Annotated in this window: 22 protein-coding genes and 1 riboswitch; of the genes, 5 read left to right on the plus strand and 17 right to left on the minus strand. The window is 32.2% G+C overall.

Annotated features, from left to right (window positions below; all coding sequences use genetic code 11):
- Positions 1-211 precede the first annotated feature (211 nt).
- Entirely contained in the window at positions 212-688 is a 477-nt protein-coding gene (locus EP747_RS06430) for a GyrI-like domain-containing protein (RefSeq protein ID WP_129689056.1), read from the plus strand.
- 379 nt (positions 689-1,067) lie between these two features.
- Here the strand turns inward: EP747_RS06430 and EP747_RS06435 are convergent, their stop codons facing one another.
- The 8 genes from EP747_RS06435 to EP747_RS06470 all read right to left on the minus strand — a co-directional run bounded on the left by EP747_RS06435 (position 1,068) and on the right by EP747_RS06470 (position 8,051).
- Positions 1,068-1,616, minus strand: a complete 549-nt coding sequence (locus EP747_RS06435) for a hypothetical protein (RefSeq protein ID WP_129689057.1) — start codon at positions 1,614-1,616, stop codon at positions 1,068-1,070.
- Positions 1,617-1,860: 244 nt separating this feature from the next.
- On the minus strand, positions 1,861-2,136 hold the full coding sequence (locus EP747_RS06440; RefSeq protein WP_129689058.1) for a hypothetical protein: 276 nt from the start codon (positions 2,134-2,136) through the stop codon (positions 1,861-1,863).
- Between the two features lie 201 nt (positions 2,137-2,337).
- A complete protein-coding gene (hisC, locus tag EP747_RS06445; protein ID WP_129689059.1) occupies positions 2,338-3,420 on the minus strand; it encodes a histidinol-phosphate transaminase in 1,083 nt (360 codons plus the stop codon).
- Positions 3,421-3,594: 174 nt separating this feature from the next.
- Positions 3,595-4,746, minus strand: a complete 1,152-nt coding sequence (locus EP747_RS06450; protein ID WP_129689060.1) for a homogentisate 1,2-dioxygenase — start codon at positions 4,744-4,746, stop codon at positions 3,595-3,597.
- A gap of 10 nt (positions 4,747-4,756) precedes the next feature.
- Positions 4,757-5,653 (minus strand): fumarylacetoacetate hydrolase family protein, encoded by an 897-nt coding sequence (locus EP747_RS06455; protein ID WP_129689061.1) that lies wholly within the window; start codon positions 5,651-5,653, stop codon positions 4,757-4,759.
- 4 nt (positions 5,654-5,657) lie between these two features.
- The gene (locus tag EP747_RS06460; protein WP_129689062.1) at positions 5,658-6,269 is read right to left on the minus strand and encodes a flavin reductase family protein; all 612 of its coding nucleotides are present in this window, start codon (positions 6,267-6,269) and stop codon (positions 5,658-5,660) included.
- A 12-nt stretch (positions 6,270-6,281) separates the two neighbouring features.
- Positions 6,282-7,397 carry a 4-hydroxyphenylpyruvate dioxygenase gene (hppD, locus tag EP747_RS06465; protein WP_088012860.1) on the minus strand — a complete coding sequence of 372 codons (1,116 nt, stop codon included), beginning with the start codon at positions 7,395-7,397 and terminating at the stop codon, positions 6,282-6,284.
- A 333-nt stretch (positions 7,398-7,730) separates the two neighbouring features.
- A complete protein-coding gene (locus EP747_RS06470) occupies positions 7,731-8,051 on the minus strand; it encodes a winged helix-turn-helix transcriptional regulator (protein ID WP_129689063.1) in 321 nt (106 codons plus the stop codon).
- 337 nt (positions 8,052-8,388) lie between these two features.
- Between EP747_RS06470 and EP747_RS06475 the strand changes: the two genes are divergently transcribed.
- Positions 8,389-8,925: a flavodoxin family protein gene (locus tag EP747_RS06475; protein ID WP_129689064.1), complete on the plus strand. Its 537-nt coding sequence runs from the start codon at positions 8,389-8,391 to the stop codon at positions 8,923-8,925.
- A gap of 21 nt (positions 8,926-8,946) precedes the next feature.
- Entirely contained in the window at positions 8,947-10,104 is a 1,158-nt protein-coding gene (locus EP747_RS06480) for an iron-containing alcohol dehydrogenase (RefSeq protein ID WP_129689065.1), read from the plus strand.
- Between the two features lie 97 nt (positions 10,105-10,201).
- Here EP747_RS06480 and EP747_RS06485 read toward each other — a convergent pair whose 3' ends face one another.
- On the minus strand, positions 10,202-11,155 hold the full coding sequence (locus EP747_RS06485) for a carbohydrate kinase family protein (RefSeq protein ID WP_129689066.1): 954 nt from the start codon (positions 11,153-11,155) through the stop codon (positions 10,202-10,204).
- Positions 11,156-11,339: 184 nt separating this feature from the next.
- A riboswitch (PreQ1 riboswitch) is annotated at positions 11,340-11,384 on the plus strand.
- 5 nt (positions 11,385-11,389) lie between these two features.
- Here EP747_RS06485 and EP747_RS06490 point away from each other — a divergent pair.
- Entirely contained in the window at positions 11,390-11,875 is a 486-nt protein-coding gene (locus EP747_RS06490; RefSeq protein ID WP_129689067.1) for a QueT transporter family protein, read from the plus strand.
- 49 nt (positions 11,876-11,924) lie between these two features.
- Here the strand turns inward: EP747_RS06490 and EP747_RS06495 are convergent, their stop codons facing one another.
- Entirely contained in the window at positions 11,925-12,302 is a 378-nt protein-coding gene (locus EP747_RS06495; RefSeq protein ID WP_129689068.1) for a VOC family protein, read from the minus strand.
- Between the two features lie 250 nt (positions 12,303-12,552).
- On the opposite strand from EP747_RS06495, the gene EP747_RS06500 reads away from it, so the two are divergent.
- Entirely contained in the window at positions 12,553-13,218 is a 666-nt protein-coding gene (locus EP747_RS06500) for an O-methyltransferase (RefSeq protein ID WP_129689069.1), read from the plus strand.
- 264 nt (positions 13,219-13,482) lie between these two features.
- On the opposite strand, the gene mutL is transcribed toward EP747_RS06500, so the two are convergent.
- The 7 genes from mutL to EP747_RS06535 form a co-directional block, all read right to left on the minus strand.
- Positions 13,483-15,426, minus strand: a complete 1,944-nt coding sequence (gene mutL, locus EP747_RS06505) for a DNA mismatch repair endonuclease MutL (protein ID WP_129689070.1) — start codon at positions 15,424-15,426, stop codon at positions 13,483-13,485.
- Between the two features lie 111 nt (positions 15,427-15,537).
- A complete protein-coding gene (gene mutS, locus EP747_RS06510; RefSeq protein WP_129689071.1) occupies positions 15,538-18,180 on the minus strand; it encodes a DNA mismatch repair protein MutS in 2,643 nt (880 codons plus the stop codon).
- 165 nt (positions 18,181-18,345) lie between these two features.
- Positions 18,346-18,891, minus strand: a complete 546-nt coding sequence (gene cotE / locus EP747_RS06515) for an outer spore coat protein CotE (RefSeq protein WP_129689072.1) — start codon at positions 18,889-18,891, stop codon at positions 18,346-18,348.
- 271 nt (positions 18,892-19,162) lie between these two features.
- Positions 19,163-19,609 carry a RicAFT regulatory complex protein RicA family protein gene (locus tag EP747_RS06520; protein WP_129689073.1) on the minus strand — a complete coding sequence of 149 codons (447 nt, stop codon included), beginning with the start codon at positions 19,607-19,609 and terminating at the stop codon, positions 19,163-19,165.
- Entirely contained in the window at positions 19,609-21,138 is a 1,530-nt protein-coding gene (miaB, locus tag EP747_RS06525; RefSeq protein ID WP_129689074.1) for a tRNA (N6-isopentenyl adenosine(37)-C2)-methylthiotransferase MiaB, read from the minus strand. Before miaB ends, EP747_RS06520 begins: the two co-directional genes overlap by 1 nt.
- Positions 21,139-21,472: 334 nt before the next feature.
- On the minus strand, positions 21,473-22,423 hold the full coding sequence (gene mraY / locus EP747_RS06530) for a phospho-N-acetylmuramoyl-pentapeptide-transferase (protein WP_129689075.1): 951 nt from the start codon (positions 22,421-22,423) through the stop codon (positions 21,473-21,475).
- 635 nt (positions 22,424-23,058) lie between these two features.
- A complete protein-coding gene (locus EP747_RS06535) occupies positions 23,059-23,604 on the minus strand; it encodes a GNAT family N-acetyltransferase (protein WP_129689076.1) in 546 nt (181 codons plus the stop codon).
- Positions 23,605-23,624: the final 20 nt, after the last annotated feature.

Below are 23,624 nucleotides of genomic sequence, written 5' to 3' on the forward strand. Positions count from 1 at the left end.
GAGGCAAAACACTTGAAAAAACTCACTAAATTCATTGTGAACTGGAATCCCTTTGGGCAAAAGTCTCTGATTTTTGAGAACATTTTGGCAGAATTCACTGTAAGCTTTTCGTGGTAAAGAGGGCTTTTTACTTGACCAATTTGGGATTCATTGGTATCTTGTAGCGGAGCTCGACCTCTCAGAAGATAAATCTGGAAAAAGGAGTACTCACATGGCAATTTACACACTTGAACATAAAAAATCATTCACATTGACCGCTTATGGTTTTTCAATCCAGTCGAATTTTCAAGACATGAAAGCTTTACAAAAAGAAAAAGCTGAGTTTTGGGGCGGATTAAAGGCTGATGGGCGTTTTGATAAGCTCAAAAACGCTGCAAAAAACAATCGCGAATGGTCGGTCAATGAGGTTTATCAAGGCAAACCGTGGAATTATTTTGCGGTAGAAGCTAGCAAATCAGTGACTGACGCAACTCGTATCATCGAGTTTCCAGAGAGCGAGTACATCGTGGTCGCAGGTAATGGCGATAAGGAAACATTGTTTGATCAGCTAACTTATCGTGCTTTTAGCGAAGTCTTGGCCCAAATTACTGACTATGCCTACGTTGGCGGTCCAAATGCGACTTATCGCAAAGATAACGGTGACGGCACTTTCTACGGCGAATTTTGGGTACCTGTGGTTAAAAAATAATAATAAAAAATCATGTAAAAAAAGGATTTTTTTCAGTTGTTCTCAAAGCCTCGATTTTTCGGGGCTCTGTATTAGTTTATTCGATATCCTCTATCTGAAAGGTAGGATTTAACCAAACAGAAGCTTTCGAATCTTAACTGGGGGTTAAGGGTAATTTACTTCTAATAAATGGTAAAAAAACTACTCCCCAAGCACCCGCTATATTTCCCATTTCAATCATGATAAGACTATTATTTATTAAAATCCTTGGTAAAAACAAACTTCTCCTAATATTGTAATAGGGGCTGAATAATCAGCCCCTATATAATTCAACTTACGCATGCGTTAGTTACACACCTTGATATATTATTTAGATCTTATTTTACTATTAAAAAACTATTTATAACATTTGATTTGCAATTTTGATAATGTCTTTCTTGTGCTGTTCAGACGAAATATTTTTGTTATTGTAACTAACTTCATAATAAATGTTTTTTTTCTTAAAGGTGAGCGTATTTCCATAATATTGACCTATCACTCCGTCTGATAACTTAACATTCTCACTGGAACCACTATACTCTACTTTAAAATTGTGGACAGTAATCATTAAGATAATCTCATCATTTTTATCCTTTGAAAATGATGTAAAACTAACTCTCAAATTTTTCCCATCATGTTTAACATCATCAATTGTAGAAATTAGAAAAGGTGTAGCATCAAACGGAATATCATTCGGAATTTTCACCTTAAACGGAAGTGCATCTAATCCCTCGTCTAATGAGGAAGCCTCATAGCTTACTGGTATGGTTTTTAATTGTTCCTCGGTGAGATTTCCCTTTGGTTTAACTTTTTTTAAATTTGATGTATCTAAAATGTCATTATTAATATGTTTACAACCAAATAACAAAATAATCATCAATATTGACACTAACCATGTCTTTTTCTCCAAACCATATCCCCCCTTATCTAATTCTAATACTATTTGATGAAACGTTATTACCGTCTTGGTAACATCATTTTAATCTATATATTTCTATGTTATTTTTTTATATTCTTTTTCAACTAAACTACCATTTAGTTCAACAAAAAAGACCACCCCGAAACAGTCGATCGTTGTTCAACTTGTGCATTCTTTTGTTGAATAAGTAATTATTAAGTTTTAAGTTTTTTAATTTTACTCGGCTATTTAAAAATTAATTTTTAATCCAAGTTAGCATACGTAAAATAAGAAAGGGTTCAAACCAAGTAATCAATAAAAATATGAAAAAAAACGAAGTTACTGCAAAAAACTTAGTGTTCCCTCTTTCTCTTTTGGAAATTGCTATCAAGCTACATACCGCCGCAAATAATATAGATAAAAAACCAATTAAAGCCATAAGTTCGTTGAAGCCTTGAATTATATAAATTATTCCAAACAAAACCAATCCGACAATTAATAATATTATCGAAATCGCACTAAAATTTTTCATAGTTTCACCTCTTTTAATAATAATTAATTTATAGGTTTGTCATTTAATATTTTAACATATATTTCCATATTTTTTGTTGTCTTATTAAACTATCCTGCCATTTAACCTTTTATAAAGCATCTCTTAAACTAACCTACATTTCCGTTATATAATGACAAAACAAAAAATCGTCATTTCTAAAAATGACGATTTTCCAATTAATTAGATTGTAGAAGTATTTTTCGTTAATGCTGGCTTCAAATGTAAGATTAGTCCTTCATTTTCAGCAGCAGTTCCGATTGTAATTCGAATTCCATTAGGGAATGCACGGATAATGTATCCTTTTGATTCTAGATCTTTAAAGATTTCTTGACTGTTTTCAAGTGGAACAAATATAAAGTTTGCTTGAGATGGATAGTATTCGATTCCATAACTGTTGAAAAACTCTTCGTATTGATCCATGCCTTTTTTATTTTGTTCAACACAGTTTTTAATAAAGACTTGGTCTTCAAGTGCTGCTATTGCTGCTACTTGAGATAGCATTGAAGTGTTGAATGGTAGTCTAGCAATATTTAATTCTTGAATTAATTTGCTATTTGCGATACCATAACCGATTCGGAATGATGCTAGGCCGTATGCTTTTGAAAATGTTCTTAAAACGATTAGATTTTCAAATTTATTTAGTAATGAGATTGTATCAGGGAAATCTGATGCTGATACATATTCAACGTAAGCTTCGTCAACAACTACAAAAGTATTACTTGGTACTTTTTCTAAAAACTCGACTAATTTGCGGCTTCCAATATATGTACCTGTTGGGTTATTTGGATTACAAATCCAAACAATTTTAGTATTCGCATCTACTTGTGCAAGCATAGCATCTAAATCGTGTACACCGTTAACTAAAGGAACAGGTCTTACTTCAGCTCCTTCAATAACTGCGTGATGAGCATATTGTGAAAAAGTTTGAGATGCTTGTACAATATTATGTTCCTTCGTTAGTAACGCTCGACTAATCATTTGAATAACTTCGTCAGCACCACTTCCGAATATTAATTGATCTGGCTGTATATTTAAGAAATTTGCTAGTTTATTACTAATTTCTTCTGTCGCTCCATCTGGATAAATCGCAAACTTACTTACTACATTACGTAGTTCTTCAAAAACTTTAGGAGAACATCCGAATGGATTTTCATTTGATGCAAGTTTTACTACTTTGTCTAGACCATATTCACGCATGACTACTTCACTTGGTTTTCCTGGTGTGTATGCTTGAAGAGTCAAAATTTGTGGTTTCACGTACATGCTAATTTCTCCTTTTATTCAAAGTTTTGTATAATGTTGTCAGTTTATCATATTATTAAGCTGTTAATCTAGTACTATTTTCAAGAATATTTCAAATTATCTAGTTCCATATTGCCTGCGTTATCTTGAAAATAGCTTGTTTCAAATTCAAATAAAAAGTAGAATCAAAAGACTCTACTTTTCAATCCAACTACCCATATAAGCTGGATCTTCATATTGATGTGCTTCTTTTACTACGTAAAGTGGTCTAAATGTATCTATCATAACTGCTAGTTCTAATGTTTCTTTCTTTCCAATACTACCTTCAGTTTTACCTGGATGTGGTCCATGTGGAATACCTGATGGATGTAAAGTAATAGATTCTTGTTCGATTCCTTTTCTACTCATAAAGTTTCCTTCTACGTAGTAAAGGACTTCATCACTGTTTACATTACTGTGTACATATGGTGCTGGAATTGCTTCTGGATGGTAATCATACATCCTTGGAACAAATGAGCACACTACAAAATTATGACCTTCGAATGTTTGATGTACTGGTGGTGGCTGATGAATTCTTCCTGTAATCGGTTCGAAATCTTCAATATTAAATGCCCATGGATATAAATACCCATCCCAACCTACTACATCAAATGGATGATGTGTTAAGACATGTTTGTAAAGGTTCCCTCTTGCTCTAGTTAGAACAGTAAATTCACCTTTTTCATCATAAGTCTCTAGCGTTTCTGGTCCTCTAAAATCACGTTCGCAAAATGGGCTATGCTCAAGCATTTGGCCATATTCATTTCGATAACGTCTTGGCGTTGTTAATTGACTATTAGACTCAACAATTAAAAACTTCGTATCATCATTTGGAACTACTTTGTAAATTGTTCCAATAGGGATCATGATATAATCCCCTTTACGGTAAGTAATTGTTCCAAACATTGTTTGGATTTCACCTGAACCGTAATGAACGAAGAACATTTCATCTCCTTCACCATTTCGATAAAAATGCTTGCTTTCTTCTGTTACGTTTGCAACTGCAATTAACAGATCAGAGTTACCTAAAACGTATACTCTTCCTTCTAAAACATCTCCTGTACGCTCTAAATTGTTTGTACGAATATGGCGGTGTTGTAAAGATGTCTGTTCTTCAAATTCGATCTGAAGTGATTTATAAAATGATGTCTCACTAACTGATGTAGGCATATTGTTATGATATAAAATTGATTGAGTACCTGAAAATCCTTTTGTACCCATTACCTGCTCTCTATATAATGATCCATCTTCTTTTCGAAATTGAATATGTCTTTTCTTTGGAATCTTACCTAGACTACGATAATACACACGCTTCCCCTCACTTTCTAACAGTATTTCGTAATGTACCTAAACCTGTAATGCTTAACTCAACGACGTCCCCATCTTCTAACCAGCGATGTTTTTCTTCACCAAGTTCTAAAATACAACCTGTTCCAACAGTTCCAGAGCCAATCACATCACCTGGATATAGTGTTACGTTTTTTGAAGCATGAGAAATTAATTCTGGAACGGAATAAAAAATTGAAGAAAAGTTGCCACTAGAAATGACTTTTCCATTAACTGCAGCTGTCATCTTCAAATCATAGCTTTTACCTGATCTAAATTTCTCAATTTCATCTTTTGTTACAATGCAAGGTCCTAAAGAAGTAGCAAAATCCTTACCTTTTGATGGACCTAAGCCAACCTTTACTTCATGTGCTTGAATATCTCTAGCACTCCAGTCATTTAAAATTGTATAGCCAAGAATATAATCATCGGCTTCTTCAACTGGGATATCTTTACCTTCTTTACCGATAATACAAGCGATTTCTAATTCAAAATCCATCTTTTTGCAATTAGTTGGAATGCTTACATGATCTTCAGGTCCAATAACCGCTCGATGATTCGTAAAATAGAAAACTGGTACGTCATACCACTCAGGTATCATCTCTAGACCTCTTCTGCCGCGAGCAGTTTTCACATGCTCCTCAAATGCATAAAAGTCACGGATACTTTGTGGTTTTGGTAATGGTGCTCGCAATTGAACAGAAGAAAGCGGTATACCTTCTCCTGTTATTTCTGCTATTTCATTTTTATATAAATCATAGTTTTCTAGAATCGTTAGTAAATCTGCTGGAATTCGGCCATTACTAGCTTTATAAAGATCGATTACTTGATCTTCAACTAATAAACCTGCACGCTCATTACCATCATATTGAAAAGTTATAAATTTCATACCTTCACCTTTTTCTTTCAATTGCAAAAGTATCAGAAATAGCACGTGTATAAGAATGTCCAGCAAGGCGACCAACAGGATTTAGCTTTTCAGTATTGATTTTGCCATCTGCATATAATTCATCATTAATATGAACATTAACGACTTTACCAATTACTAAACTTCCAGCACCTTTGTTTTCGCCAAAATGTAGTAGCTCATGAAGCTCACATTCTAGTCCTACTAAACTTTCTTTTACTCGAGGAACTTGCACAGTTGTCCCATCCACTTTAGTAAGACCAACTTGTTCAAATTCATCTACTCCATACGGAAAATCTGCAGCAGCATTATTAACTTGTTCGCAAATTTCTTCACTTACAATATTAATAATGAATCGTTTCGTCAGTTCAATATTTTTTAATGTGTCTTTTTTCTCGCCGTCTGTACCTCTAATCATTGGTGCAAAGCACACTAACATCGGGTCAGCACATATCGCTGTAAAGAAACTAAAAGGTGCAACATTCGCTACACCTTCTGAGTTTACAGTTGAAACAAATGCAATCGGACGAGGCAACACTGAACCAATTAACAGCTTATAAGCATCTTGCCATGGTAAAGTATCTGGTCTAATTTCCATTGTTACAACTCCTTATAGATTTCCTCGAAGTTCTTGCTCACGCTCGATTGATTCGAATAATGCTTTAAAGTTACCATCACCGAATCCTCTAGCACCTTTACGTTGAATAATTTCAATAAATAATGTTGGACGGTCAACGATTGGACGAGTGAAGATTTGTAATAAATACCCTTCATCATCACGGTCAACTAAAATCTTTAATTCTCTTAATTTCTCAATATCTTCATCAATTTTTCCAACGCGCTCTGTTAACATATCATAATACGTATCTGGTGTTTTTAAGAATTCCACACCTAAAGCTCTAAGCTTAGTAACTGTATCAACAATATCTTCAGTTAATAACGCAATATGTTGTACACCTGGTCCATTGTTATAGTCTAAGTACTCTTGAATTTGTGATTTCTTTTTACCTTCAGCTGGTTCGTTAATTGGGAATTTAATTCTGCTTCCATTTGTCATAACTTTTGACATTAATGCAGAATACTCAGTACTAATATCGTCATCATCAAAATGAATCATTGATTGGAATCCCATTACATTTTCATAATAAGAAACCCATTCTTCCATTCTTTCAACGTTACCAACTACGTGGTCTAATGCGATTAATCCTGTTTCATTTACTGGAATTGTGAAAGCACGATCTTTATATCCAGGTAAGAAAGGACCATTGTAGTCGCCTTTTTCGATTAATGTGTGAATTGTATCACCATAAGTTCCGATTACAGCTTTTTTAACTGTTCCGTATTCATCGCTAACTTCAGTTGGAGGTAAAATTTTAATCGCTCCACGACTTACTGCGCCTTGATAAGCTGTTTCAATATCGTCAACTAATAAAGCGATATCTTTAACACCATCGCCATGTTTTTTAATAAAATCAGCAATTTTAGAATCTTCTTTTAAAGTTCCAGTAATAACTAGACGAATCGTACCATTTTTTAATACGTAAGAAACTTTATCACGTACTTTTGTTTCTAAACCAGAGTATGCTACTGGAGTAAATCCAAAAGTGTTTGCGAAGAAATAAGCTGTTTGTTTCGCGTTACCTACATATAGTTCTAAATGATGTACATCTTGTACTGGAAAAACATCATAGCTAGTATTTGTTTGTTTTAATTCATCTTGTTTCATTTTAATTTCCCCCTATAAATTACGATTTTTGTAAAGAAAAGAAAAAACTATGTAAGAGCGCTAAGTAAACGCTTACAAAACAAATAAACCGCATAAAAAAAATTCTTAACAGGATGATAATTCGCCAAGAATACCATTTAGAAATATATGGGAATTTCCCTAACGAACACACAACCTTTACTACTATATTAATGTAATTATCGTTTTATGAATCGATTTTACATTTATATAGTAGTCTCTAAGATAAATATTTCTACACTTCTTTTTAAATTCCTTCAAAAAATTTTCAATTAAATAAATTTTTTGTCGTTTCTTAATTTTATAACGATAGTATTAATTCGTTTTGCTTTTCTTTATATGATTACCGCCCCATGTACATAAGAGATCCAAAATCGGTTTCATAGATTTACCGTATTCATTTAATTCATATTCCACTTTAGGTGGAATTTGATCATAAGCAATACGATTAATTAGTCCATCCGCTTCTAACTCTCTTAATTGCTGTGTTAACATTTTTTGAGTTATTTTAGGCATCAGTTTTCTAAGCTCATTCGTTCTTTTTTTACCAGTTTCTAAATGGCAAAGTATAATACATTTCCACTTACCACCTATTACCTCAATCGCTGCTTCAATCGGCATATTATATTCTTTCATAAATCCTCCATCATTGCTAATTACTATTTAATTAAAGTTAAAGTTATTTTACTCAACTTTTTTAGTACAAATGAAAACTTCAAAATCACCATATTTTGTGGAAATTATAACTATTGTCCTATCAATGATTTTGCAGTCTACAGTAAAGGTTCATAAAATATAGCATACAAATAATTTATAGTTCAAATATTTATCAGTTATAAAAAATCCTAACATAGTTATATAGACTCAGTTTATCCAAGAAGTTTTATAGGCACTTTTTAGTACGTACTTTATTTTAAGATCGTTATCATTCATAATTACAATCATAATTTATTTAAAAAGGAGTGGAAACAATATGTTTATCATTCATGGTAGTTCAAGGGAAAACGGAAATACAGAGCAGCTTACAAATCTCATTACAAAAGATGTTGCCAAGACGGAAGTACAATTACGTCATAAAAATATTAAGGCTATTAACGACCAAAGACACGAGCCAAATGGCTTCCAACCAATTGATGATGATTACGAGGAAATTGTTAAAGAAATGCTAGAGCATGATACGATTATTTTTTCAACACCTTTATATTGGTATGGTATGAGTGGATACATGAAAAACTTTATTGATCGTTGGTCTCAAAGTCTTCGTAATAAAGATCTACAATTCGCTGAAAAAATTAAAAACAAAAAAATGTATGTCGTAATTGTTGGTGGCGATCAGCCTAAAATTAAAGCACTACCATTAATTTTACAATTTAAACATATTTTCGAATTTGTTGGAGCAACACTTGAAGGATATATTATTGGAACAGGAAATTCACCTGGTGCAATATTGGAAGATCAATTAGCCATTCAACAAGCGGAATTGCTAAACACAACACTAAAAAATAAGTAAGTAACTAGAAGGAGCAAGACCTTGATTCCATTTTTACAACATAACCCAACTAAATTATGGTTTGGGAAAAATCAAATTGAACAATTAGCAAATGAAGTACAAGAATATAATCGTATACTTGTCGTTTATGGTGGCGGTAGTATTAAAAAAAATGGCGTATATGATGACGTAATGAACCAACTAAGTGGTAAAACGATTTTTGAACTTTCTGGAGTTGAACCAAACCCGAGACTAACAACGGTGCAAAAAGGTATTCAAATCTGTAGAGATAAAAAAATTGATTTTATTTTAGCAGTAGGCGGCGGCAGCGTAATCGACTGTGTTAAAGCTATTGCAATTGGCATTCCATTCGAAGGAGATGTGTGGGATCTTATTACTAGAAAATCCCAACCAACGAGTGCAACTCCTTTTGGTACTGTTTTAACTTTAGCTGCAACCGGTTCAGAAATGAACTGCACATCAGTCATATCTAATATGGAAATGAATGAAAAGAGAGGATGGAGTAATCCATTCGTTTTTCCTAAATTTTCAATTTTAGACCCTTCTTATACATTCTCGGTACCAATAGATCAAACAATCTATGGAATTGTCGACATTATGTCACATGCATTAGAGCAATATTTCCACCGTGTTAGTAATACACCTATGATTGATCGCTTTATCGAAAGTTTATTAATTACTGTAATCGAAGCTGGTGGAAAGCTTGTTAAGGATTTAGAAAACTATGATTTACGTGAAACAATTATGTACGCTAGTACGACAGCCTTTAATGATACGTTATTAAACGGTACAGATGGTGGCGACTGGGCATCACATCAAATTGAACATGCAGTATCTGCGATTTACGATATTCCACACGGCGGTGGATTAGCAATCATATTCCCTAACTGGTTAAGTCACTGCTTAGACTATGATCCAAGCAGAATTAAAATGCTAGCAACGAATGTTTTTGGAATTTCTGAAGAAGGAAAAACAACAAAGCAAGTTGCAGAAGAAGGGATCCAGGCACTAAGAAGTTTTTGGAACTCAATCGGTGCACCGAACCGTTTAGCAGATTATCAAATTGATGACTCACGTATAGACGAATTAGTAGAAAAATCCTTCGTAAAACCAGTAGTTGGTGGTTACAAAATTTTAGATAAGGAAAGTGCAAGAGATATTTTAGTACGCTCTCTTTAATGATGAAAAGAACCTTGCATTAAGCGAGGTTCTTTTATTCTAGTAGCAGTATTTATTAATCAAAAACAAAAAAAAGAACCCATTAAAAGGTTCTCAACTAAAATTGCATTTCTACCCAATTAAGTTCATTAATGTGATGATCTACAACGTTACAACACATATTCGGGTTAATTGTATCGACATGTGAAATTGTAATAGAAGACATTGAAACAGAATATTTAACTGTATCAACAATGCTCATATTATTCATATAGCCAAATCCAATCCCAGCAACTAAAGCATCTCCCGCTCCTGTTACATTAACGACTGAAACACCATCTGCTTGGATAATACCTTCTTCTATTCCATCATTATAATAAATTCCTTCTGCATCTAAACTAATGAAAACATTTGTTACGCCTAATTCTTTAAAATATCTGCCAGCTTTTCGTACATCTTCAACAGAAGTAATTTTAAATCCACATAGTACTTCAGCTTCATGTCGATTTGGTTTAATCGTATGAAAATATTGAATATAATCTCTTATTTTTGAAGCTTTTGAAGCAGAAACTGGATCTAAAATAAATTTTGTTTCATTATGGAAATTTGTTAATAAATAAGCTAAAATACTTGGATTATCCGCGTCAACCACCATATATTCAGCATTTCGAATAACTTCTGCTTTGGAGTCTATAAACTCCTTTGTAAAATTGTTTGTGATATCTAAATCTACTACTGCAGAGACCATTTCTCCGCTTTCATTTAAAATGGCTAAATATGTTGGAGTAGATTCACCTTTAATAATTAACGTGTCTTCCATATCTATGTTCATATTTTTTGCGTGATTTAACATGTTGATTCCATTGATATCATCACCAATGACAGAAATAAACTTTGTATTTAAGTTGATCTTTGCCATATTTTCTGCAATATTACGGCAAACACCACCAAACGATACTTTTACACTGCCTGGATTTGAATCATATGGACGATAATTTTTTTTCGTAAATCCGATAATATCACATATAGAAACACCAAATACTAAAATATATGGATTAGAAGGAATTGTCATTTTGTCAGTCCTTTCACTTTAAACTGAAAGAAAAATAAATTGTTTCGATTCACTAATTATACCAGTATAATATATTTTTAATAAAGTATTTTTTTGAACTTATTTTCATAATTAATTTCTTTATTATTATTGACTAAAAATATTTTTAAGTATAATATTTATTCTTACGTTTAAAAAATATATTTTTTACGTGGTTCGAAAACCTCCCACGAAAAAAAACTAAGGAGAAACAAAATGAAGTTAAAAACAATTACTGTTAATGGAGTATTTGCTGCACTATATATTGCAGTAACGTACTTTATTCAACCGTTCGGGTTTACGAATGTACAGTTTCGTGTATCCGAAATATTTAACCACTTAGTCGTTTTTAATAAAAAGTACATATATGGAGTAGTTTTAGGAGTTATATTAGCTAATTTTTTCTTTTCTCCAATAATGGCATATGATTTAGTCTTTGGTGTTGGCCAATCGATTATTTCTTTATTAATTACAATTGCAACATCAAAGTTTATAAAAGGTATTTTACCGAGAATGATTGTAAACACGATTGTCTTTACGATTACTATGTTCTTAATTGCAATCGAATTAAAGCTAGCATTTCATTTACCTTTCCCAATGACTTATTTAACTACAGCCATTGGTGAATTTGTAGTGATGGTTGTGGGTATACCGATTATGTACTATTTAAATAAACGAGTAAAATTCGAGCATCTTATTTAAGTAAAAAAGAGTTGTTTCTCTAAATGGAAACAACTCTTTTTATTATGTATTATTTGTCTTCTCTTAATAAATAATCATTACCATCTTGATCGTAGAAATTAAACATTGAACCGTATGGCATTTTCATCAGGTCATCAACTTTTACGCCATTTTGCTTCATTTTTTCATAAGCAGCATCAATATCCGTTGTACTAAAAAGTACAGATGGATGAGCTATTTTTTCTGGTTTAAATTGTTGCATCGATGGTTTAGAGTAAAGAACTAAAGTAGTAAATTCACTTTCGCTTGGACCTACTTCAATCCATTTAGCATCTGGTCCCATTGGCATTTCAATTTTTAGAACAAACCCCATTTTATTAATCCAAAAATCTTTTGCTTGCTCTTGATCTTCTACATAAACAGTAACTTTACCGATTTTATTAATCATATAAAAATCTCCTCTACTGGTTAATTTTACTACCAATCTATTTTAGCAAATACAATTATGTAAAACAAACTGATTAAGTACTACTTTCAGACTGCTGACAAGCGTTTACAATCAGTCAAAAACTTAAGTTTAATGTACTTTGTGTACACATTCAATTATCTCCATGTGTATGACTTTTTCCTGTAGAAGCATTTTTATGAAACAATACCATATACTTTTTTGGAACAGTACAAAGTAAGGGGGAAGTATCTTGCCTAATAACGTAATTTGGAACGATGTTGATGAATATTTTATAGAAAAACTAATTCCGAATGATCCTATCTTAGAAAATGTATTACTTGCAAATTATCAAGCCGGTCTACCTAGCATAGATGTGTCTCCTACTCAAGGTAAATTACTTTATCTATTAGCAAAGGTTAAAGGCGCTAAAAACATTTTAGAAATCGGTACTTTAGGTGGATATAGTAGTATTTGGTTAGCTCGTGCACTTCCCGAAGATGGGAAATTAACAACCTTAGAAATTAGCCATGAGTATGCAAAAGTTGCCAAACAAAATATCATAGAAGCAAAATTGCAAGATAAAGTGGAAATTATTATAGGAAAAGCGTTAAAAACATTACCAGCTCTAAAAGAATCAAAGTATTTATTTGATTTCATATTTATTGATGCCGATAAACCAAATAATCCTCACTATTTAAAATGGGCATTAAAATTAGCAAGCTCTGGCGCTTTAATTATTGTCGATAATGTCGTTCGAAACGGAGAAGTAATTTATGAAACGAGTCACGATGAAAGTGTCAAAGGTGTCCGTCAACTAATGGATCTAATAGCTACAGACTCTCGTATTGACACTACTGCAATTCAGACTGTTGGATTAAAAGGATATGATGGTTTTGTGATTGGAGTTGTTAAATAATATTTAAATAGAGGGTTTCCGTTATGAGAGCCCTCGTTTTTATTAAAAGAAGCATCGTGGCGAATTTAGTCTGAGTTGCAAATAAGTCATTTAGAATAGCAAAATGTAGTTCAACAGTGCAAATAAAGGATGAAGCAAAGATCAACTTAATTTGCAAAGCACTGTTGAAATACCTCCCACTAATTATAATAATAAAAAAAGGGCGCCCATATTTCAGTTAACCTGACTTATGAGACAGCCCCTTAAAAATTCAAACTTATTTTATTACATGACTCGCTTAAACATTTTCTCAAGCTCATACGAACTAAAATGGATAACGATTGGTCGACCGTGAGGACATGTAAATGGATTGCTTGATTTTCTCAGCGATTCTAATAGATTAAAAATTTCATCGTTTGTTATATATTGATTTGCTTTTATTGACGCTTTACAACTCATCATAATGGCTTTTTCTTCGCGTAGTTTCTTTATATTAATTGTTCCGCGTTTTAATAGTTCTTGAATCATTTCATCAATTAATGTATCCTCTTGCCCTTCTGGAAACCAATTTGGATGTTCACGAATGACATAACTATTCGATCCGAACTTCTCGATAAATAGTCCAACTTCTTGTAGTTCATCATGGTATTGGTCTAATAAAATAGCTTGTTCTGGTGAAACATCAAATGTGATTGGAATTAATAAAGTTTGTAGTTCTGATGCAACTTCCCCTATTTTTTCCTTAAAATATTCATAGTAAACACGTTCTTGTGCGGCATGTTGATCAATTAAATATAATCCTTTTTCATTTTGAGCAATAATATATGTTCCATGCATTTGCCCGATTGGATATAAAGGAGGTAGTTGGTCTATATTTTGCTCATCATATACTTCTTCGTTCACAATGACTGTTTCTTCTATATTTGTTTGGTCGTCTTCATTTACAAAATTTGAATATCCTACATCTTTATTTGATTCATGTTTTTCAAAATAAAGATTCTCATAATCGGTAGGGGTTGATGAATCAATTTGAGTAATTGAATCGAATTCAGTTGAATTTTCTACATTGACTGTTTCATTCGTTTCATTGGAATAATTCGAATTAGTAGTAAAACGATCTTGAAGCGAGAAAGGTAATTTCTTTTCTACGTCTTCTTTTATAGAAGAATGTTCAAACGAAAATGTAGATTGTTCACTTAATATTTTTTCCTTTGGAGCTGTTGACTTTATTTCTGGAATAAGGGAACGACCTCTAAAAACTTTTTTTATACTTTCAGTAATTAATGTAAATAATTGATCCTCTTTACTAAAACGCACTTCTTGTTTTGTTGGATGAACATTTACATCGACTAATTGAGGGTCCATTTTAATAAATAACGAAACGATTGGAAAACGGCCAATTGGGAGCAAAGTATGATAGCCTTCGCTTATTGATTTATTTACGCCATAGTGTTTAACATATCTTCCATTTACATATAGCGATATATAGTTTCTAGTTGCTCGTGTATATTCAGGCATGGATAAATAGCCTTCAATTTGAAAGTCTAATGACTCGCCTTTAAAATGAACCATGTTTTTTGCAATTTGTAGACCGTATAATGATGCAAGAATTTGTCTTGCGTCGCCATTTCCATTACTACGGAACATTAATTTATCATTATGTTTCAAATCAAAAGCGATTTGTGGATTTGCTAATGCTAATCGATAGACAACGTCTGTCACATTACTTAATTCTGTTTGAACCGTTCTCATATATTTTAATCTAGCTGGTGTATTAAAAAATAAATTTGAAACTTCAATACTTGTTCCATTTGATTTAGCAATTTCTTTTTGAGATTGCAATACGCCACCTTTTAAAATTGTTTCAATCCCAGGTCCATCTTCGGTTGATGTTTTTACTGTAACATAACTAACAGATGCAATACTCGGTAATGCTTCACCACGGAAGCCTAATGTACGTATTCGAAATAGGTCATTTTCATCTTTTATTTTGCTCGTTGCATGGCGCTCAAATGCTAGGATACTATCTTCCTTTGTCATCCCTTCGCCATTATCACTTACAAAAATTCGTGAGAGTCCACCGTCGTTAATTTCGACTGAAATACGTGTACTAGTTGCATCAATTGCATTCTCAAGTAATTCCTTTACAACTGATGCAGGACGTTCTACAACTTCACCTGCCGCTATTTGATTGGCTAAAATCTCATCTAACTTCTGTATTTTTGACATTAGTGAACCTCCTCTCTAAATAAATGCACTAAACAATAAAAAAGGTATAGTACATTAAGCTATTATCATAATTTTAACTATTAATAAAAAGAAAGGCCAATTGGCCTTCTTTTATTTTTTAGCTTGCTTTTGCAGTTCATATAATAAATTAAATGCTTCCATTGGATTTAATTCTAGTATATTAATTCCTTTTAATTGATCAATGACAGGATGGTTTTTAACAACTTCTTTAACCATCGGTTGATGATCGTCAAATAAGCTTAACTGAGATTCAGCATCCTCTTTATCGGTTGTTTTAACAATTTCTTTTTTCGGTACTTGATTATTTACAATCTCTTTTTCTGTATTTTCAATTTCCTCTTTAACATAAGAATGATTATTTGATTCTAAATCATTTAATAATTCCTTTGCTCGAATGATTACATCTTTCGGAAGATTGGCTAATTCGGCAACGTGGATACCGTAGCTTTGATCCGCTGCACCTTCAAAGATTTTATGAAGGAATAATACTTTTCCATCCTGCTCTTTTGCTGCTACGTGAATATTTTTCAAGAACTTAAGTTGATTAGCTAATACTGTCAATTCATGATAGTGAGTAGAAAAAAGCGTTTTTGCTCCGATATGATCATGTATATATTCGATCATCGATTGTGCTAAAGCCATTCCATCATATGTTGATGTTCCTCTACCAATTTCATCAAATAAGATTAAACTTTTTTCTGTTGCATTTGTGATTGCATAATTAGCTTCTAACATTTCGACCATAAATGTACTCTGCCCGGAAATTAAATCATCTGCAGCACCAATTCTAGTAAATATTTGATCAAAAATTGGTAATTTCGCATATTCAGCAGGTACATAGCATCCAATTTGAGCCAATATACTTATTAATGCTACTTGTTTCATATACGTACTTTTACCAGCCATGTTAGGTCCTGTAATTAAAAATTGATGAGTATCAACATCGAAATTTGTATCATTCGGAATATATTCTGAGCCTAGAAGTACCTTTTCAACTACTGGATGTCTTCCATTCTTCACGATATATTCTCTTTCCTCGGTGAATGCTGGTCTTACATATCCATTTTTTTCACTTACTACAGAAAAACTTTGTAAAACATCAATTTGACTAATTACTTGTCCTAATGTTTGAAGTCTAGATAAATATTGTTTTACTTGTTCTCGAATTGAAATAAATAACTCATATTCCAATCCAATCATTTTTTCTTCAGCTTCAAGAATCATCGTTTCTTTTTCTTTTAGCTCTTCAGTTATAAAACGTTCTGCATTTGCTAACGTTTGTTTACGTTCGTAACGACCTTCTGGTATTTGACTAATATTTGATCTAGTTACCTCGATAAAGTATCCGAAGATTCGATTATATCCAATTTTTAAGGACTTAATCCCCGTAATTTCTCTTTCTCTTTGCTCTAATTCCATTAGCCAATTTTTACCGTTCTTACTAACGAATCGATATTCATCTAATGTTTTATGAAAGCCATCTTTAATAATGTTTCCTTCTTTAATTGATAAAGGCGCATCTTCAATAATTGCATTCTCTAAAAGCATTTGAAGCTCTTCACATGGATCAATCTGATTAATTAGTTCATCTATCGTTTCATGACTAATTGATTTTAAAGCATGAATAATTGAAGGTACTGTTTGAAGTGAACGTTTTAATTGTAATAAATCTCTTGCATTTACATTACCAAATGAGACTTTACCGGCTAAGCGCTCTAAATCATATACATCTTTTAACAATTCCTTCAGGTCTTCACGTATAAAATAGTTATCCATTAGCAATTCCACAATCGTCAAACGATGCTCGATTTGTTTAGTACTTACTAGTGGACGTTGAATCCATTTTTTTAGTAACCGACCACCCATCGCTGTTTTCGTTTCATCTAATAACCAATTCAAAGAACCTTGTTTGTTTTTTGAACGTTGTGTTTCAACTAATTCAAGATTTCTCATCGAATACATGTCCATGTTTAAAAAATCATGTTGATTAATAACTACTATTTCTTGAAGATGAGAAAGCGTTCGTTTTTGTGTTCTTGATAAATAATTTAATAATCTTGCGGCAGTAGTTTTTAAACTAATTTGATCAATTGATTTTACAACATTTGTAAACTCTTCTGATAAACGATCGTTCTCCTCGAATGAAACGGTAATTGAAAAGCTTTTTTCAAGCGTTTGAATCGCTTTAGATGAAAAATCTTCATTTACAACTACTTCTTTTGTACCAGTTGCTGCAATTTTTAAAACTGCTTCTTCAAGTGAACCACTAAGTAATAGAGCATTGCCCTCACCAGTCGTCAAATCAATCCAAGCTAAAGCATATGAACTTGGTGTTACTTCTGATAATGTTGAGATATAATGATTTTGCTTTTCATCAATTGATCTACCCTCCATTTGCGTCCCTGGAGTAATCAACTGAACAACCTCTCTTCGAACTACTCCTTTTGCGACCGTTGGATCTTCGACTTGTTCACAAATAGCTACTTTATATCCTTTTTCAACTAATTGTTCTATATATCCAGCAGCAGAATGGTATGGTACTCCACACATTGGAATTCGTTCATCAGTTCCTCCTGCTCGACCGGTTAAAGTAATTTCTAAAACTTGAGATGCCTTAATTGCATCCTCAAAAAACATTTCATAAAAATCACCAAGTCTAAAAAATAGAAATGCATCTTGGTAATTTTTCTTTATATTTAAATATTGCTCAATCATTGGCGTATAAGTTGCCATTCTATCCTCTCCATCAAAAAACATTCTTCGCATATTATATCACATTTTGCGAAAAGGCTTAGAAAGTTCGAAAGTTAAGAAAAAGAAAACTTATTGATTTATAATTGGAAATGCAAAATCTTTATAAATTAAAAAAGCTAGGAAGTATCACCTTCCTAGCCTAGCTTACTCTTCTTCGCCCTCTAAAACAAAATCAGGATCTAAATCTTCAAACTCATCATCTACATCAAAGAACTCGTCATCGTCGTGTGCACCATGTGGTGCAACAAGTACAACTATTTTCGTTTCACCTACAACTTCAACTAATACTTCTTTCTCTACAGTTACAATAAATCGATTTCCATTTGGAGAAATAATTGCATCTAAACAATTTGGATGTTTTAATGATCTAGCAATAACTTCACAATCTTCGCCAGTAAAATTTTCATCTCTGTGTCTTAATTTTACTACTTCATGATACTTAACAGCCTCGGGAACTACTTCTGTTTTCGTATTGTCACCATAGGAGTACCAAATATTAATATCATATTTACCAGATACTTCTACTCCATCTTTACATTTTTTTGCATCATATACATGGTTTATAACCCAGCAGCCTAAAATACTTGATGGAGTATGATTTGGTGTGATTGTATGTGTGACTTTGTTATATTTCTTGCCTCTTCCTACGACTGCCTTCGTTATAATCTCTCTATGTTCGCGTTCAGACATAGGTGTGACCCTCCTCGTTCCATTTTCATTTCATTCTATGCGTGACATATGCGGAATGTGTTAATGACATGAAAATTCTTTTATACAAGTTAAAAAAACATGTGATGATAAATTGTATGACGACAGCCTAATAAAGTTGACTCTAAATTGAATAATTTAAAAAATAAACATAAAATTATGATATTTAGGCTATTTAGTAATTACTTTATTAGCTTTACATAAAAAAAAGACTCAGGTAGCAAAATTAATTGCTTCCTTGAGTCTTTTTTTATTAATGGCCGCAGCTATCTGTTTTGCAAGCATCCGGTCCATGAGCTACTTTTGAACCTGTCTCACCGCTTAATAAGTTACCACCTGTTGACTTAATGATTTCGTCTGTCACACCATTTGAGATCGTGTGAGCGATTAATTGAAGTAAATCATTAACTTCTACTTGGGAAGATTGGAATTCTTGTACAACTGGAATTGTTTCTAGTTTTTCGTTTAATTCATCAAGCTCTTGTTCAACTTTTTTAAGTGCTTCTTTCTTACCCCAGTGCTCTAAATTAACTGCTTGTTTTTGTAATGACTTAATTTCTTCAATATAAGTTCTTACAGTTTCACTTTCGTTAATTTGCGCTTCAGCACGTTTAAAAAAGTCTACTTCTTCTGTTTCAGAAATCATTACTGCTAATTCTTTTGCACGTTCAACGATATCAGTTTTTGTATATTTTCCCATTATAGCACCTCTACTGTTTCTTCTACTAATTCTCCATCTAATGACCAAGTTTTAGCTTTTGTAACTTTTACTTTTACAATTTGACCAACGATTGATTTAGGACCTCTAAAGTTTACAAGTTTATTATAAGGAGTATAACCAGCAAGTACATCAGGGTTTTTCTTGCTTTCTCCTTCTACTAATACATCAAGTATTTGACCTTCAAAACGTTTATTAAATTCAGCAGATTTTTCATTTACAAGATTGTTAAGACGTTGTAATCTTTCCTTTTTCACACTCTCTGGTACATTATCTACCATTTTTGCAGCCGGTGTACCTTCACGTGGTGAATAAATGAATGTAAATGCTAAATCAAAACCAACTTCTTCATATAATGTCATTGTTTCTTCGAATTGCTCATCCGTTTCATTTGGGAATCCAACAATAATATCTGTTGTAAATGAAATTTGTGGCATTGCTGTTTTTAATTTTCTTACAAGTTCAAGGTATTGTTCACGATCATATTTACGTGACATTAGTTTTAGAACTTCAGAACTACCAGATTGAACTGGTAAATGAATATGCGGCATTAAGTTGCCACCTTTTGCTAATACTTCTATTAAATGATCATCAAAATCACGTGGATGACTTGTTGTAAAGCGAACACGTGGGATGCCAATTTTACGGATTTCATCCATTAAATGACCTAATCCATATTGACCATCATCTAAATCTTTACCATAAGCATTAACATTTTGACCTAATAAAGTAACTTCTTTATAGCCCAGTCTAGCTAATTCACGTACTTCATTAATGATATCCTCTGGTTGACGACTACGTTCTTTACCACGTGTGTAAGGAACAATACAGTAAGTACAGAATTTATCACAGCCATACATAATATTAACCCAAGCTTTAATTTCTCCACGACGTACTTTTGGAAGGTTCTCGATTACATCCCCTTCTTTTGACCATACTTCAATAACCATTTCTTTACTAAACATCGCTTCTTGAATAATAAATGGTAATCTATGAATATTATGTGTACCAAATACCATATCAATAAATGAATGTTTTTGTAAGATTCGATTAACAACAGCTTCTTCTTGAGACATACAACCACAAATACCAATTAATAGATCTGGTCTTTGAAGTTTTAACGGTTTTAAGTGACCAATTTCACCAAACACTTTATTTTCAGCATTTTCTCGAATTGCACATGTGTTTAATAGAATAATATCAGCATCTTCAACTGATGTAGCTACTTCATAACCCATCGTCGTTAAAATACCTGCCATAACCTCTGTGTCATGCTCATTCATTTGACAGCCATAAGTACGGATTAAGAATTTCTTACCTACACCTGAATTTCTCATTTCTTCAGGAATTTCGAAACCACGATCATACGTAACTTCTTCTTTACCTCGACGCTTTGCATCAGCTAAAGATGGAGCTTGGTAAACTTTTTCAAAATATTTACTATAATCTTTATCGTTTTTATCTTTTGAATTATTTATATTAGTGCCTTGAAGGCGTTGTTGTTCATTCATGAAACAATCTCCTTTCTTCTCGAGCGTCCACACATTACTTAAGTATATAACGTTATTCTACAATATACAATGTGGGTTACGCAAAAAAGAAAGCTGATAATAGTAGTATATTTGAATAATTTTATTCATTATTAAAAAAACAATTCTTTAAATAATAAAGCGCTTTAATTATTAATAGAAGAATGTTGATTTTCAATATATGTTACTCACTCTTGGAACGTGACCCGAGCCCCCTCGAAGTCTTAAAAAACACCTTTTTCAACATAAAAAGAGAATCCATCAAAGGATCCTCTTAAATTAAAAATACTCAGTATGATAACTGTGGGTTCATACATTACATAAAAAAATAAAAATATAAGTAGCTTAGGAAACAACCTATCCAGGAAACAATCGTAAAATTCATGACAATGACATTTTCTGACCAACCATATTTAATTCCATAGTGAAAATGTATAGGGGCCATAAGAAATAGTCTTTTTCTTGTTTTTTTAAAGTAGAAAACTTGAAAAATAACAGAAAACTGTTCAGCTAAATAAATAAAAAACAACATTGGAATCAAGATTTCTACTTTTTCAATTATCGCTAAGAAAGATAAAGAACCACCAATCGCCATTGAACCGGTATCGCCCATAAATGCCTTAGCTGGATATAGGTTATAAATTAAAAAACCTGCTAAACTAGCGATCATTATGAGACTAAAAATTTTCACTTCAATATGATCTGAAATCAGAAAAAAGAAAAAGAAAGTAGGGATTGATACCATACCAAGGAGTCCGTCCATCCCGTCAGTAAAATTAATAGCATTAGCTGATCCTACAATAAATAAAGTGATTAGGGCCAAATAAACCCATAATGGTAAAAAGATGCTTATAGAATCCGTAATCCGAAAGGTTGTGTCTATTTCAAAAAAATTAATTAATAAAATAAGTAAAAATATAGTAAAAGAAAATTGAAAAACTAGTTTTGTTTTAGCTGATATTCCTCCTGGATCCTGTTTTGATGCTTTCCAAAAGTCATCAAGAAAACCAACAACACTGAATAAAATAAAAGTTCCGACTAAAAAAAGCATAAGTGGACTTGAATAATTAAGGAAAGCTACTAAAATACCAATCAAAAATATACTTCCCAGCATTAAAGGAGTGCCCTTTTTATTATGGTGTTCAGCTGGTAATTCCGCTCTTATCGGTTGAGTCAACTTCAATCTTCTTAACGTAGCAATTAAAAAGGGTGAAAGAATACTTACCAAAATAAAAGTTATTAAAGCAGGTACGAGTGAGGATAACAAGATTTTTCTCCTTTCAATTATTTTTTATTAAAGAAATTCGATAATATCAAGCGATTTCCTTTATTTGCCTATTATTTAATTTAGGAATTCATTTAAGCGTTACTCTGTAATTAAAAAAGGAGGATGTCCCAAATAGAAACCCTCCATTTTTTATTATGGGAAATATTCTTAGAGAATCGTAAAATGTTAGCAAAATCGTAGATTTATAGAGTAGTGATAAACAATGTCTAGGCAGCAAATAAGATTTTTGGAAATGCAAATAAAGGGTTCAATCTGTACAAAAAAATGATGAAATTTGGCAATAAACAGTAGTTTGCAAATAAAATCTGAAAATCGCAAATAAAATAAGGAAAATCTGCAATTAAATTTGGTAGAACTGCAAATAAAATTAAAAATTACCTATACCCGTTAAGGTATTATGGCTTAATAATTGTACAATAGTAGATGCTTTTAGATTAAAAACAAACAAATAAGCTCTAATGCTTACTAAATCGAATACAAATTTGCTAATTTTCTTTAAAAAAGCTCATATCAACTACAAATGAAAACCGAAGTTTAAATACCTCCTACTTCGTATATCATCATAGCTCAGAACGATATAAAATGTGAAATCACTTCCTATCTCCTCTATATTGCTATTTTAATATATCACTGACTTTAATTTTCCAAATCATATGATCATACTCTTCTTCCCAATAATCCTTTAATAAATAATCAGGTTCTCCAAATTTCTTTTTCCAGATTTTTTGGGCATTAGTATAGCCACTATCCAAACAAAATTCCTCTATCCCTTTATTCTGTAAAGTAATGTACATTTTATTTAATAATAAATTCCCTATTCCATTTTTTTGATAGTCCGGATGTACAAATACAGTACCGACCTCAGGTAGCCCTTTTAATGCATGGTTTGTACAATTTTTAATAAGATCACTTGCTGGACCAAATTCAATCGAACCAATAATCTTTTCGTTATCTAGTGCAATCAAAAAATATCGTTCTTCTCCATTACTTTCAAAATCATTTTCTAAATATTTTCCTTTCGTTTCGATTTCATCATTCATACTTTCCACCTGATTGCTAATACCTTCTTTTATAAAAGTGTCAGTAATCACTATTTTAAAAAATTGATTTAACTCTTTAATGTCCTCTATTCTTGGTCTTCTTATGTTAATATTCATCATCAAAAACACTCCTAACTACA

The organism is Gottfriedia acidiceleris, assembly GCF_004138285.1.
GTDB lineage: Bacteria > Bacillota > Bacilli > Bacillales > Bacillaceae_G > Gottfriedia > Gottfriedia acidiceleris_A.